General features: G+C 55.3%; 9 protein-coding genes, 3 pseudogenes and 1 other annotated feature. Of the genes and pseudogenes, 5 read left to right on the top strand and 7 right to left on the bottom strand.

The features are described 5' to 3' along the window. Positions 1 to 63 precede the first annotated feature (63 nt). From LJ362_RS02055 to LJ362_RS17030, 5 genes and pseudogenes are all read right to left on the bottom strand, one after another. A pseudogene (locus LJ362_RS02055) lies at positions 64 to 258 on the bottom strand (ISL3 family transposase); the annotation flags it as partial. Between the two features lie 563 nt (positions 259 to 821). Continuing rightward, entirely contained in the window at positions 822 to 3,338 is a 2,517-nt protein-coding gene (locus tag LJ362_RS02050) for a glycosyltransferase (RefSeq protein WP_264800516.1), read from the bottom strand. A gap of 559 nt (positions 3,339 to 3,897) precedes the next feature. Then, a complete protein-coding gene (locus tag LJ362_RS17035) occupies positions 3,898 to 4,104 on the bottom strand; it encodes an integrase core domain-containing protein (RefSeq protein ID WP_413774217.1) in 207 nt (68 codons plus the stop codon). Then, positions 4,089 to 4,820, bottom strand: coding sequence for an IS3 family transposase (locus tag LJ362_RS02045; protein ID WP_264800515.1), 732 nt, complete (start codon positions 4,818 to 4,820; stop codon positions 4,089 to 4,091). Before LJ362_RS02045 ends, LJ362_RS17035 begins: the two co-directional genes overlap by 16 nt. After that, positions 4,728 to 4,858, bottom strand: a sequence feature (AL1L pseudoknot). (Overlaps the previous gene by 93 nt.) A gap of 50 nt (positions 4,859 to 4,908) precedes the next feature. Beyond that, a pseudogene (locus LJ362_RS17030) lies at positions 4,909 to 5,124 on the bottom strand (transposase); the annotation flags it as partial. A gap of 447 nt (positions 5,125 to 5,571) precedes the next feature. On the opposite strand from LJ362_RS17030, the gene LJ362_RS02040 reads away from it, so the two are divergent. Next, on the top strand, positions 5,572 to 7,155 hold the full coding sequence (locus tag LJ362_RS02040) for a hypothetical protein (protein WP_264800514.1): 1,584 nt from the start codon (positions 5,572 to 5,574) through the stop codon (positions 7,153 to 7,155). Between the two features lie 214 nt (positions 7,156 to 7,369). Beyond that, positions 7,370 to 8,246, top strand: a pseudogene (locus tag LJ362_RS02035) (transposase); the annotation flags it as partial. A gap of 108 nt (positions 8,247 to 8,354) precedes the next feature. Here LJ362_RS02035 and LJ362_RS02030 read toward each other — a convergent pair. Beyond that, positions 8,355 to 9,806, bottom strand: a complete 1,452-nt coding sequence (locus LJ362_RS02030; RefSeq protein ID WP_264800513.1) for a glycosyltransferase — start codon at positions 9,804 to 9,806, stop codon at positions 8,355 to 8,357. A gap of 243 nt (positions 9,807 to 10,049) precedes the next feature. Between LJ362_RS02030 and LJ362_RS02025 the strand changes: the two genes are divergently transcribed. Further along, positions 10,050 to 11,216, top strand: coding sequence for a nucleotide sugar dehydrogenase (locus LJ362_RS02025; protein WP_264801755.1), 1,167 nt, complete (start codon positions 10,050 to 10,052; stop codon positions 11,214 to 11,216). Positions 11,217 to 11,284: 68 nt separating this feature from the next. Here the strand turns inward: LJ362_RS02025 and wecB are convergent, their stop codons facing one another. Next, the gene (gene wecB / locus LJ362_RS02020) at positions 11,285 to 12,439 is read right to left on the bottom strand and encodes a non-hydrolyzing UDP-N-acetylglucosamine 2-epimerase (RefSeq protein WP_264800512.1); all 1,155 of its coding nucleotides are present in this window, start codon (positions 12,437 to 12,439) and stop codon (positions 11,285 to 11,287) included. 175 nt (positions 12,440 to 12,614) lie between these two features. Here wecB and wecC point away from each other — a divergent pair, with 175 nt between their 5' ends. Continuing rightward, positions 12,615 to 13,874: a UDP-N-acetyl-D-mannosamine dehydrogenase gene (gene wecC, locus LJ362_RS02015; RefSeq protein WP_264800511.1), complete on the top strand. Its 1,260-nt coding sequence runs from the start codon at positions 12,615 to 12,617 to the stop codon at positions 13,872 to 13,874. Positions 13,875 to 14,029: 155 nt separating this feature from the next. Beyond that, positions 14,030 to 14,929: a UTP--glucose-1-phosphate uridylyltransferase GalU gene (galU, locus tag LJ362_RS02010; RefSeq protein ID WP_264800510.1), complete on the top strand. Its 900-nt coding sequence runs from the start codon at positions 14,030 to 14,032 to the stop codon at positions 14,927 to 14,929. Positions 14,930 to 14,971: the final 42 nt, after the last annotated feature.

Here is a 14,971-nt window from a genome sequence, read left to right as displayed (position 1 = left end):
CAACCTTGTGACCAGCACAAATACGGACTGAATTGAGAAATCAGCGCCGAGTTGTGGAAGTCAGGCCAGACGGCGGACGACGGTATCGCGAACGATCCCGTGGCCACCGCACCGACGGCACCAGTCATCAGCAGTGTTGGGCCGGCATTCCCGAATCGCCTTGTGCCCGGTGATGTTTTGGCCGGTGCAGGTCAGATCGAGGGTGTCGAGTCGGCAGAACGTCGTGAGGTCAGGGGTCGAGAAAGTAGGCTTGGCCACGTCGAGGTCTTTCGGATGGATCGTGTGAGAACTTCCATCATCGGAAGACCTCGACGTCTATCCGCGCAGCGACTCGCCGTGTCCTAAAATCACCGATCTACACTCTCAATTACGAAGAGCCGGATATGTGCCAGCCAGGAGGGCCCGAGTAGGTGTCGTTAAGCGAACTGCAAGCCATCAGTCGGCGGTAAGGCGTGAAGTACCAGAGCATCATACAACAAGCTCTGCTCGCGGGCCCGCTACCAGGTTGTTACACGTGCGCTACCAAATGCTGCTTCCATACAAGCCGAAGACATCGGCAAAGCGAGAGGGGCAACGCACGTTCCCAAAAAAACAGATCTTGGTTGTACGCCGACTACTAGAAATAGTCGCTAACAGTTCTACTCTTATCATTTCGATCCAAGCTCCCTGTTGCGCAACGACGGGCACAACTAACTTTACCTTCCACTTGAGAACCGGATCACCATGAGGAAGAAACCTCGCCTAAATCAGCCGTCCAGAATAAATCCCAAATACAAACACAACCGCGATCTTTAATTCTAAACAATTAACCAACCTCCCACTCAACGCCTGCGCTTCGAGAGTTGAGCTTCAAGCTGAGCAATCTGAGCACTCAAGATGCGCTGGTTCTCAACGAGCTGATCATGCCGTACCGACGAATCATTGAACTCATGTTTTGCGTAATAAGCAACCTGTCTCATATTTGGTGGAAGAAACCGTTGCAACAATCTCTTAACACGCGGAACATCGGGCGCCTTCCGGTCCCGAGCCGAAACACCCACCAAGGATTCTGTGGGTCTACTACTCACCTGACGAAGCGTTTTCGCCTGTTCCTCTACCTTAACTTTGAGCCGACGAACCTCACGAGATAGCGTCCTCTTCTGACGTTCGACGTATCGCACATTCTGGTCCAGAATCAGCCGGGCCAACGAGATCGTGGGTTCTGGCGAGAACTTGGGGTCAAGACGTCCCTCAAGCAGACATCTGTACAACCCCTCGAAGTCGTATGAGCGAACACGGTCCGCCGCTTCAAGCGAATTGCTGCTCAAGCGCGCGAAGCGATCCGGTGCACTAAGGAGCTCTTCCAATGCTCGAGCGAGACCAACGCGATCCCCCTGGGGCACAGTAATTAGACCGTCATTCTCACGTACAACGTCGAGCCACGGAAGATCGTACATAAGAACAGGTAATCCGAGCGCTTGAGCTTCCACGAGGGTAAGCAGATACCCTTCAATAGTACTCGTATTGACAAACACATCAGCTTTAGAGATCTCAGCGATTAGATGTTCACCGTGAAGAGGGCCTGGTAGAGACACCCGGCTCGAAATTCCGAGCCGACGAGCCTGCTCCCTAACTCTACGCGCGCCAAGGTCCGGCCCGTCCGGACCCACAATCGTGATGTGGAATTCGACACCAGAATTGGACAGTATAGAGCCGACCTCGATCAGATCAAGAACTTGTTTCGTCGCTTGCTGCAGACGACCCCACCAAATAATTCTGAGGCTCTCAGTTGGAGAGGTCTTGGGTGCGGATCTAATTGGTATCTGCTGCAACAATGGTGAGGCAGGATTTGGCAAATAGGCAACATGCTCCACCCCGCGGAGCTTCCAATAGGCTACGTCAGCTTCCGACAATACGACAACTTGAGCAAGGCAGTGGAAGTAGCGTTCGAGAAACGATAACTGAGTCACACCGTCAACTAGCGGGCGCAACGCAAAATTGTGGATCCAGCCGATAGTCGGAACACCGCCAGCCGATGCCCCCAAGGCGAAGTAGGGCCACCGCTTATTGTAAAACACATGGTGATCAATGACGGCGCCGACGGATTCTAGACGGCAAAACTCGTCCAAGAATTGAATTCTCTGACCGATCGTTGCGCCTTCGAGTCGAATGAGCGCAACTCCAGCTGGAAGATCAAAATCAGTCACAATTTCGGAGTCCAAGGCGATTGTTACGCGAATCCCCAAACGGGCTAGATAGCCAGCCTGAGCAACCAGGACACCCTGAACACCTCCAGTTCGGAGATTCCCGGTCCGTAATACGACGTGGGACGGAACACTAGAGGGCATGACCGGAGTAGTGATCGACCGAGCGAGCAGTGGAAGGGCTCCGGTAAAGAAGTCAACGCAGGCAACAGTCAAGGCGACAAACCCTACTCGTTGTTCAAGATCCGCAATTGCGCGACGTTGCAGATCGCGATCTACTATACCGTCCACATAAGCTAAAACCCGCGCAATAATACTCGAACGTGTAGACGCGTAAACTTCTTTAATTACACAATCTCCGTCGGCTTCCTGCGAGTAGTCATCAACGGTCGACTTTATATACTCAATCGAGTCTATCGCGCTAGCATTGAATACATAGTCCTCCCACGTGGTTACGGCATGTCCGCTAGCTCCGCGCTTGAAATAGTAATTATAGAGACGCTCCTTTGTCGATACGTAATGCGTTGCATTCATTAATGCCAGGAACGCAATAGGAAGATCATTCACACGAGGAACTATAAGTGATTTCGGTAGACAGTCGTAAGCGCTAAGTAGAAGTTCGCGAGAGAACAGATATCTCCATAGTTGGCCTTGCGCAATTTTCCCGACCGGGAACAAACTCGCAATAATATCGCTACCGAACAGCTCACGGTGAGCTGGCTGGATAGTTTTTTCATATCTACCACCCGTCTGACCATCGGGGGTAATCACGGTGCTTCCGAAACCGACAACATCAGCCCGGGAAGTACGCGCCAGCGTCAAAGCCTTCTGGCATGCACTAGCTACTAGCTCGTCATCGCCATCCAAAAACATAACGAACTCTGCAGAAGCTCGTTCTATCCCTACGCGCCGGGCCTGAAAAGCTGAAAGATTGCGGGGCTGGCGAACCACCGAAACGCGCCCATCCTGCGCCTGAAAGTTGCGAGCAATCACCGACGTCTGATCAGTTGAAGAATCGTCTACGACAATAACCTCTATGTTACCCAACGTTTGGGAGAGACAACTTTGAATTGCTCGCCCAACCCAAAGCTCGTCATTGTAAACTGGTACGATAATAGAGACTTCAGGAATCTCTGTCGGCTGATCGTCGGCCATACGCGGTACCTTCCGTGGCGACTGTCACAAGGTGAGCGTGCGCACTTACCCTGCGGTAAACTGGATGATGACTCTAGTCTAGCCTGATTCCGAAGACCTTCTCGCAGTGCACTTACAGTGATTCTTCGAGCACTAGCCCAGAGCCCGAACCTCATATCGTCACCAGCCCGACAGCAGTCTCATTATTCCATCAGTGTAATTGCTAGCAGCCAACCAGCTCTCTGTCGCTACTACGGTCGTGGCTACTCAAACCGTTATCCTATTCAGCCGCAGTGGCTGGCATTCTTGAGGTGGTCAAGTTCATCTGGAAGCCCGGATGAGTTGAAGATGTTTCCACCGCGGTTAGATCCTAATCGAGCGACCTCCAGTTCCTGTTTCAACGGACTGAGAGCTTCATGCTCATACAAATTGCCAAGCTTCGTGGCACTGTCCACGCCGCCGTTGCAAACAGGCTCTCCTAGGCGGAGGTCTATGAACGGTCAACAACGCAAAGCCCTTTAGCGCATCATGCTCGTCTTGTCAGGCCCCGGGTTTCGTAGAGGCTCCTATTCTTGGTTTCCTAAGCAGCCGCGGACTCCACCCCGGGCTGGTTGATCCATTCGTTAAGGACCTCGAACGGTGGTCGGTACCCGATCGCTGAATGCAACCGTTCCTGGTTGTACCAAGCCACCCACTTCGACGTCTCCGCCATCACCTCAATCAACCCCGACCACACTTTCCGGCCGATAAGCTCGGCCTTGTAGACCGAGTTCAGCGCCTCCGCCATCGCGTTGTCATACGAATCCCACGCGACCCCACCGACGCCACGACCTCGGATTCCGCCAGGGTCTCGCCATAGCGAATCGACTGGAATTGCACCCCGCGATCCGAGTGATGCACCAGCCCGGAAACGTCTTCACCGGCCCGACACTTCGCAGCGAGAGCCATCGTCAGAGCGTCCCTGGCCAGGGACTCCCGCATAAGGTTCGTCACCTGCCAGCCGACGATCTCCCGGTGGAATACATCAAGGATGAACGTCGTGTACACCCACCCAGCAGAAGTCGGAACATAGGTGATGTCCGCGACCCATAGACAATTGGGTGCCGGTGCTGCGAACTCACGCTCGACAAGATCATCCGGACACTCCTCAGCCCTAGCCGAAGCCGTCTTCTGGCGCTTCCTCCTGCGTCGAATACCGTCGATGCCTAACTGACGCATCAACCGCTCCACAGTGCAGCGGGCCACTGGACCGAACTGATCGGCGTACTCGCGGTTGATCGCCTTCCACATCTTCCGCACTCGATAGCAGGAATAGTTCGCCTCATAGACATCCTGGATGACGACCATCAGCGCCTGGTCTCGGCAGGCCCTGGCCGATGGTTCGCGTTTCTTGAACGCGTAATACGAGCTCACAGCAATCCGTGCCGCAGTCCCGGACAGGGCGCGTACGATTGGCTCGACTCCGAACTCGTGACGATTGTCGTCGATGAAGACGACAATCACTTCGATGGGCGGTCGAGCTCCGCCGCGGGAGACAAGCCGACGCTCTCTTCAAGATCTCGTTGGCCCGCTTCGCTTCGGCCAGCTCAGCCCGTAGCCGACGGTTCTCCGCTTCCAAATCGACTGACTTAGTCGGTGTGGCTTTGCCGGAGTCCTTGTGCTTTCGTACCCAGACTCGCAGGGTCTCTTTGCTCAGACCGAGCTCGCCGGCGACACGGGTGATTGCCCCGTTCGCCGTCTCCGGATCGGCCTGAGCATGAATGACGAGTTCGACGGCGCGAGCCTTGAGTTCGTCGGTGTATTTCACTGGCAAGAGAGAATCTCCTTCTTCCAATCTCTCTGCCTCAATTATCCCCGGGGCGATTCACTCCAACAGGAACGTGAGCGTCAGGCGTTCTTAGCCACCACTTTTAGACGGCGCCGTCGCGCTCACCGATTGCTCACTTGTCAGTGCAGGCTCGTCAAAAGTTGCTGAGCAAACGAGAACCCCTACGGGGACAAACACGCGATTGGTCGTCCGCCCTCTCGCAGATGGCAGCAGCCTGTGCCTGCGCAAAGTACGACGCGCACGCTGTACGCTGTGAACTTGGGTATCCGAATGCACTGAGCCGTTCGAAGGGTCGACATGTCTACGCCAGCATCATTGAGCCGCACCACGCCAATACCGGCACTAAATCTGTCCTTATCTCCTTTTGGCGAGACTGTCATCGTTCACGACCGCCGAGGAGACCTGGAGATGTCAAGCCTGAGGACGATGGCCGACAAATTGTCATTACAAGCAGTCGATGTTTCGCATGTGTCTACAGGCTTATACCTATTGACTTCCGCCAGCGTTGAGTCAGTCGATGGAGGTCCCTCGTGGGTCTTCGGTGGCCGATCATTCGCACATTCTGGTGATCTTGTAATTAGGGGAAGCGATGGCATCGAAGACATCGGACGCATCGATTCGTCGGATCAACTGTTCGAAACAACAGGGGAATTCCACCTAACCGAAATGCATCGTGACAGACTTCGGTTGTCGGCAGATTATTTTGGTGTGCAGCAACTTTTTGTATTCGACAATAACTCCGCCTTTATCGCAGCCACCTCTTACCATCTACTCCTAAAAATCGCACGCTACCTAGATCTTCCAGTTGGCATCGACTATCATCGAAGCCGACGCATCTTGGACGAACCAGACGTATTCCACTCGCGAGTAGCAATCGAGGCACAGTACTGTTCGGTTCTGGCTATATACGAAAATCTGAACTTTGACGCCGACGGGCCCCAGATCCAAAGAACGGCTCTACACGACATACTATATAAACGACGAGAATATTCTCCCAACTATTACGCTAACCTAATAGCTCGAGCGCGAGACGAAATAGTTAAGAACGTTGAAATGGTGTTCCGGTGCCCTCAATTTGACGCGGTAGTTGTAGACCTATCAGGCGGAATGGACTCCCGTCTACTTTATGCGGCATGCACCCAAGCGCCACAAGCCCTGGTGCGGCAAAAAATCCAAATCAACTGTCAATACTCACCTAGCCCATCAGCTCGACATGGAGGTGATCTGGAAGTTGCTTTGGAGCTCAACTCTATTTTGGGATACCCACTGCTTGACAACAGCATCCCGCAACGCCGCTGGCTTGATCTGGATAGTGATGAAGCTGAAGGCTCTATAACTATCAATAAGATTTCACGCAATTTTGGCATGCACAAGAACTTCAATCACATCACGCCGAAGCACGCGGCACAATACTGCCTCAACGTACCCCGAGTTTCAGGATTTGTGGGAGAGTGTTACAGGTCAGCCGATTCCAAGAAGCCCCGCGCTGGCACCAGCTACATCAACTATCGCAATCGATATATGACTTCTCGGGCGTTCGAAAATATCCTTAGTCCACTGGCTTCGAAGAACGCCCTCGAAGCAGCTATCTACTATCAACTAAGTCACCCTGACGATGACGTCCTCCGCACAGTTTTTGATCTGCTTATTGCTCTGAATCCGGTTCTCGCCAAGGTACGTTTTCATAACGCTTCATTGCGCGCGTTCGCCGAATCGCCTGAAATTGACCGTTGCTTGAACTCACCCATTGGTTTAAGCGTTAAGGTGCCCGACATTCGGGAACCGCGCCCAACGCGTTTGGCTAGATACAGTGGAAGCCCGCTTGTTGAGAGTTTCGTATTTGAGCAGAAAAACGTGGAATCTATGCTGAATTCGATTAAGCGTTACGATCGATCTTATGCTGATATAATCGAAAGAGTCGACCCAAGTATTGCTGATCAAAACAGTACAATAATCTATCGCCTTTGGAGTCTATATTTTACAATCGAAATACTGCACGGGCGAAGTTAATTATCTATTTTAACAGTTAGCCCTATTTTCTTTACTGGGCTTTACTGAGCTTGGCATGACGTTTTCCGATAGATCCATTGACCACAGGAGGGTCACTCAGTAGCGACCAAGATTGTTCAGAGGCAGCTTGGATTACTGGCTCTTCGTAAATGAGAGTGTAGGCCGGTGATTCCAGGACACGGCGAGTCACTGCCCGGATAGACGTCGAGGAACCTGCGTCGGACGGCAAAAACTCTCAACTACCGCACGCCAGTGGGCGCTAACGTTCGTCGTCCTCGATAAGATCGAGCATCTACGTCATAGCGTGGAACCCAGCTACTTCCTGGAACACTGGCTGTACTGCCGTGCTAGACCTCAGCCAGTGTGAATCGCCGATGCCTCTCGACTAGACGGCGAATCCACGATCGGCGTCGATGAACACTGCAGGTCCCACCGAGGAATCATCTCGTGAGCGACCGTGTTCGTTGACCTCACCTAGTGACTAGCGTGCCCGCTCGCCCGGTCGAGTGGCCGAAGTATTCGCCGACTGGTTCAATGATCAGCCCTATAGCCTTCCTGGCCGGCACCGATCACGTCGCTATAGATTCCCTCGCCGGCTACAAGCATGCCACCACGGTCGTGCCGCCTCCACGTCGTCGCTCCGGTCGGCACGAAGCTCGACGAAGCGAGGAGACGATGGCGGACAGAATTGACAGGCCGTCCGGGCAGATCCGGTTATGACCTGTACGGGATCTGCATAATCAGACGCACCCGAATCGAGTAGCAAACCGAGACCCAGAGTCACCGCCTCAATATGGTCTTCCCGAGAAGCACGCCGTCCTGTTTGTGTGTTGGCAGTTCGACCAAGACCCGATCGCCTCCTATCTTGCCTGCCCGCACTTGGGCGAGGCAATCATCCGCAAACTCATCTATACCTTGGCCGGGACGATTCCCAATTGGTTGAAACAGGTACGGAGTCTGCGGACGACGCTCCAGCGTCGCAGGGGCCATATCCTGGCCTGCTTCGATCACCCTGCACCCTTGGACGGACCCAAGGAAGCCATCAACGGCAGGCTTGAGGAGTCACGCGGCAGTCCTTCAGCTTCCGGAACTGAGTCAACTACCTCATCCTTTTCTTGCTCCACGCCAGCGGCCCTAACGCTCTCTTATAGCCCCATTTATAAAGAGTCCATAATCTCACTAAATATAGACATCAGAATCTATTTGTAATTGTGTCTATCGGCGTGGTTCACGCCTTCCCTTATGTCGCCAATGATATCTAGAAGCTCATTGACTATGGCTGTGCTCCCGTCAACGACATCAAGGTTCGAAAGATTCTCTCTAATTGTTTCCTGGGTACCCTCTTGAACCATTTTCCGGAGGCCGGTGTATAATTCTTGATAAGATTTTGTTACGATACCCAGCCCAGATTGAGCAACAAGGTCCGCTCTCGCCGTTTGATCGTCGGTTACGGTAGAAGTGTTCGGAATGTACACGGCAGGTAATCCCACGGCCAGATTTTCATGTACCGAATTGTAGCCCGCGGACGAAACCGCGAAGTCGAAGGCGCGCAGAAAGGGGGCTAGCGGATATCGGCCATGGATTACAACCGCACCCGAAACTTTCGCTTGTCGCTTTGCCACAGGCGATACGAGTACAACCGGAGTGATCTCAGGTGCAATGCTGTTGAGGCAATCAATTACACCTTCAACAGCTGGACCTCCGTCAAGAACAGCGCTCCCGATTTGCACGAGGGCGTATTTGCCTTCCCTGCTTAGCCCAAGAAGCTGCTTAGCCAGATCGGCGCTGAGTACTTCAGACCTATTCGCCAGCGAAACTGGCGAGACGTAACTCACGTGGTCTTGATCGCGGACGGTCTCGCCAGTCACCTCACCTGGAACGATTACGAAGTCAGCAACTTCGAACGGACGGTCATATTGAACCCGCGATACGCCTTCTTTCCACATTCCACGACGCAACCATACAAGCGGAATCTCCAAGCGCCGACAGGTCTGAGTGACACCCCGATAGACAGCGGTGCCGTCGAATACAACAACATCCGGACGGTCATTTATTAAGCGCTGGTGAAGAAACCGAGCAAAGGAACGGTTCCATACAGGAAGACTCCATGGTGAGGCTGCTGAACTGGGGTGGTGCATGACCGGATAGCCAGATTCCCTCACCACTTCGTAAGCTGTCGAAAGGGTGAGCACAGCGGTTCGGCAGCCTACCTTCTCTGCTTCTGAGGCGACTGCGAGGCACCTCGAGAGGTGCCCCATCCCCGAACCGTTACTCGTGATGAAGAGAACCTTCGGTCCGTTGGCTTCCCCGCCGTGCCACGGGATTGGTGTGAGCTTCGGAACTACTTCTTCGGCCCGCAGAGAATCGATGTCCCCAAGCAGGGTAGCAGCGCTCGCGTCGATTCGATCGAGCAGAAGTTCCTGTTTGAATTCATGACGGGACTGCTTAGCGCGAGTATCGCGCACTTCCGCAATAACGTCCATGTTGTTCTTCGCAGCGAGTTCGCGACGGAGAGCTGCCAGCAATCGCGTTGTCCGACGGTCGGAATACACAATCACCGAACCGAGGACCACTATGGTCCAGATGCCGAAGGCCGCCACCCATACGCTCAAGGTCTGGAGACGAAGTTGCGGTTCGAGGAGCAGAGCCATCAGTGGGCCGGCTGCTGCCAGAAGTACCGTGGCACATGCCGCAATTATCAAAGCCGATTTGAACCGCTTCCCCACGATACTGCTCCACTTCCGCTGTACAGATTGCCGCGCCAAACGCAACAAGATTGAACCTCGCCGAACACACTAGTCGATTCGCGTACTATTTCTACTGAAGTGTGAGGTATTGGAGTCGCAGTGCCATTGCTCATCCCTCGGCACCCTCGCTGCAGAAAGAGATACCAAATGAAAATCGTCATCGCCGGAACCGGGTACGTCGGACTGTCCAACGCTGTCATCCTCGCACGGCATCACGACGTCACGGCTGTGGATCTGTCCGCCGAGAAGGTCGACCTCATCAATCGCGGCATCTCCCCGATCATCGATCCGGAGATCTCTGAGTTTCTGGCCAGCAAAGATCTCACGCTCACTGCGACCACCGCGGGCGATTCCGCCTATGCTTCCGCAGAGGTAGTAATCATTGCCACTCCCACCAACTATGATGAGAAGTCCAACTTCTTCGACACTTCAACCGTCGAATCAGTTCTCGATCAGGTGCTCGCAGTGAACTCCAATGCGCTGGTCGTGGTGAAGTCGACTGTTCCAGTCGGCTTCACACAACGTGTGCGGGAGGAGCGACCGCACGCGCGCATCCTGTTCTCCCCCGAGTTCCTACGTGAAGGTAAAGCACTTTACGACAACCTCCACCCCTCACGAATTGTTGTAGGAGACACAGGCCCCGACGGCCAGCTCTTCGCCGACCTCCTTGTCGAGGGCGCACTCGACAAGGAGATACCAGTCCTCCTCACCCATGCCACCGAAGCTGAAGCCATCAAACTATTCGCCAACACCTTCCTCGCAGTACGCGTTGCCTACTTCAATGAGTTGGACACCTATGCTTCAACTCACGGGTTGAACACCCGACAGATCATCGAAGGGGTCGGGCTTGATCCGAGAATCGGCAGCCACTACAACAATCCGTCTTTCGGCTACGGAGGCTACTGCCTGCCGAAGGACACCAAACAGCTCCTGGCCAACTACCAAGAAGTCCCCCAAAATCTCATTCAGGCGGTTGTAGCGTCGAATACCACGCGCAAAGACTTCGTCGCCTCCGACGTTCTCTCACGCCAACCCTCGGTCGTCGGGGTCTACCGCCTCGTCATGAAGACTGGGTCGGACAATTTCCGGGAATCCGCGATCCAGGGAATCATGAAACGCATTAAGGCCAAAGGAATCGAAGTCATCGTCTACGAACCCGAGCTTCCGGATGACGAGTTCTTCCATTCCGAAGTAGTCCGTGACCTTGACGACTTCAAGAGTCGATCAGATGTGATCCTGGCAAACCGCAAGGCTACAGTACTCGCCGATGTCGCGGACAAGGTCTACACCCGCGATATCTACGAACGTGACTGATGCCCAGAGCTAGGCTCAGCCGGGGCGGTCGGTTCCGTAGTCCAATCACCAGTGGAAGTTCGTCTTTGTCATTCTTCGGAAACTGTGAACTCCCCGACCCGGTTCCCGACTCCGAGCAACTCCGCAATAGCGGCGACCGACCGATCTGAGGCCCGACCGTCGCCGTAGGGATTGACTGCCTTGGCCATGGACTCGTAGGCTCCAGCATCGTTGAATAGACGCGAGGTTTCGGCGACGATTCGATCTGTGTCCGTTCCGATGAGGGCCACAGATCCGGCATCAACCGCCTCGGGGCGTTCAGTATTTTCACGCATGACGAGAACGGGTTTTCCGAGGCTCGGGGCTTCTTCCTGGATGCCGCCGGAATCCGTAAGAACCACGTCCGAGGCGGCCATGACCGTGGTGAACTCCCCGTACGAAAGGGGCTCGGTGACGAGTACATTGTCGAATCGCTTTACGCGGGGAAGGACAGCCTCGCGAACGAGTGGATTGCGGTGAGCCGGAAGGAGGACGAGAAGTTCGGGAAGCGCCTCAGCCAAGTGCGCAAGGGCCTTGCCGATGTTCTCCATCGCCGACCCTAGGTTCTCACGACGGTGGGTGGTGACCAGCAGCTTCGGTCGATCCGCCGCGACAAAGCCAGCGACTTCGGTATCTGCAGGGGCGATATTCATATCGACCGCAATATGCAAAGCGTCGATAACAGTGTTGCCTGTTACGACTACATCAGACGGATTGACACCCTCGGCCAGCAGATTGTCGCGTGAGCGAGGTGTCGGCGCAAGATGAAGCGCTGATATCTGGCTCGTCAGCTTGCGGTTGGCCTCTTCGGGAAATGGACTGAGGATATTGCCCGAGCGTAAGCCCGCTTCGAGGTGAACGACAGGGACGCTCCGATTGAAGGCCGCGATAGCGGCACCCATCACCGTGGTGGTATCGCCTTGGACGAGGACCGCGTCCGGACGCTCTGCTTGGAGAACGGAATCGAGCTCCCCTATGACGCGAGAGGCGATGCCATTGAGCGTCTGGCCTGAGGCCATAATATTGAGGTCGTGGTCGGGCACGATGCCGAAGAGCTCGTTGACCTGGTCGAGCATCTCGCGATGTTGCGCGGTGACGATGGTACGAGAACGCAACGTGGTACTCGTTTCGATAGCTCGAACGAGAGGAGCCACCTTGATGGCTTCAGGCCTGGTACCGAATACTGTGAGAACAGTAGGGGTCACTTTCACGCTCCTAATTAGGAAAATCTCGTTGCCAGCTCAGTCGGCAGGTCTCTCGCCCTTCTTACGGCGCTTCCACAATGATAGGTGTGACCACATAGTGTCCCGGTAACGTTGCCTATTCCTGCGCTCAGGTAACATCAGAAGTCGTTCATCTCGAGTTTGGAGCATCGCCCACATGCCGCCCATCGCCATCTCTCAACGCCCCTCGGTCGCCGTCATCGGCCTCGGTTATATCGGCCTTCCGACCGCAGCTGTTTTGGCCAGTTCGGGCGCAGAGGTCGTCGGGGTCGACATCAACGTCGATGCTGTGGCGACGATCAACGAGGGCAAGGTCCCGTTCGTCGAACCGGATATGGCGACCACGGTGGCCGGCGTCGTCTCGCAGGGGTACCTCCGGGCTACGACCGAGACCCCGCACGCGGACAATTACATCGTCGCTGTTCCGACGCCGTTCAAGGACGGGCACGAACCGGATCTGTCCTACATCGAAACCGCTGGCAAGCAGATCGCGCCTCTCCTCGAAGGCAATGAGCTCATCATCCTCGAATCGACCTCGCCTCCCGGAGCAACGGAGTTCCTGGCAGAGACGATCATCAAGGCTCGCCCTGATCTCACCCTCAAGCCAGGCAATGCGCAGACCGTCTACTTCGCGCACTGCCCTGAGCGTGTGCTGCCCGGCCGGATCATGATCGAGCTGCGGACGAATGATCGCATCGTCGGTACCCTCAACGGTGATGCCGGTGAGCGTGCTCGCGACCTGTACGAATTGTTCTGTGAGGGCGAGTTCCTCATGACCGATGCTCGCACGGCCGAGATGGCGAAGCTGACCGAGAACGCCTACCGCGACGTCAACATCGCCTTCGCCAACGAACTGTCGGTGATCTCCGACGGACTCGACATCAACGTCTGGGAGCTCATCAAGCTCGCCAACCACCACCCTCGAGTCAACATTCTGCAGCCAGGCCCCGGTGTCGGCGGCCACTGCATTGCCGTCGACCCATGGTTCATCGTCTCGACCGCGCCTGAACAGTCCTCGCTGATCCGCACTGCCCGCGAAGTCAACGATTCAAAGCCTCAGTGGGTGCTCGACAAGCTCCTCCCCAAGGCGCGCCGCATCCAGGATGTGCAGATCGCAGCCCTCGGCCTGGCGTTCAAACCGAACATTGACGACCTGCGTGAGAGCCCGGCGCGACAAATCGTCGGAAAGCTCGCCGAAGAACTCCCCGAAGCAAACATCTTGGCTGTCGAACCGAATATCGATGGGCTTCCGGCCGAGCTTGAAAAGCGCAGCAACGTTACTCTGACCTCACTCAGCGAGGCAGTAGACGCTGCAGATATTGTTCTGTTGCTTGTCGACCACAATGAGTTCAGCCGACTTGATCGGTCATCACTCGACCAGAAGATCGTTCACGACACTCGAGGAGTGTGGAACTGAAAAGCTACGCGGCTACCCGCTTTTGTTCGACGTATCTGAATCGCGATCATGTCCCGTTAATAGCACAATAACTTTTCCGCAACAGCTTATTGATCACTAGGAACATCTGGTTGATTTGGAAATAACTACTCTAGGCGTTCGATAGAATTCATTGCATGACTGTTGAACAAAACAATAGAGTGCGCAAGGCCGTGATCCCCGTCGCCGGCCTGGGAACTCGGTTCCTCCCCGCCACCAAGGCCACGCCCAAAGAGATGCTTCCCGTCGTCGACAAACCAGCGATCCAGTACGTCGTCGAAGAAGCAACAGAAGCGGGTCTTCGAGACGTCGTTATGATCACTGGGCGCAACAAGCGGCCGCTGGAGGATCACTTCGACCGGGTTGACGGACTTGAAATGGCGCTGGCGAAAAAGGGTGACGAAAAGAAGCTCGCCGCCGTTCAACATTCGACGGACCTCGCTGATATCCACTACGTGCGCCAAGGGGACCCGAAGGGCCTCGGCCATGCCGTGCTCAAGGGACGTCAGCATGTGGGCGATGAACCGTTCGCCGTGCTCCTCGGCGATGACCTCATCGATGAGCGCAGCCCGATCCTGCCGAAAATGATCGAGGTTGCTGAGAACACCGGCGGCAGCGTCGTTGCGCTCATGGAGGTCCCGCCCGAGGCGATCCACCTCTACGGCTGCGCGGCCGTCGAGACCACGACTGATGACGAGGTCGTCAAGGTCACCGACCTCGTCGAAAAGCCCGCCACCGAGGATGCTCCCTCGAATCTCGCGATCATCGGCCGCTATGTGCTGGCTCCGGAGATCTTCGACGTTCTCGAGACCACCGAGCCGGGACGCGGCAACGAAATCCAGCTCACCGACGCCCTGCAGGAACTCGCCGGAGACGACGGCCACGGGGTGTACGGAGTCGTGTTCAAGGGCGCCCGCTACGACACGGGTGACAAGCTCGACTATCTCAAGGCGGTTGTGCAGATCGCCTGCGACCGTGAGGACCTCGGTGCGGAGCTCAAGTCGTGGCTGCGCGACTACGTGCCGACGCTGGACTGAGCTCGGACGCTCCACATACAAATGCCGTGGGCCGGCCTGCAA

The sequence above is a fragment of the Brevibacterium sp. JSBI002 genome (assembly GCF_026013965.1).
GTDB lineage: Bacteria > Actinomycetota > Actinomycetes > Actinomycetales > Brevibacteriaceae > Brevibacterium.
The sequence above is the reverse complement of the archived record's forward strand: the minus strand, read 5'-3'. Positions and strand labels throughout refer to the sequence as shown.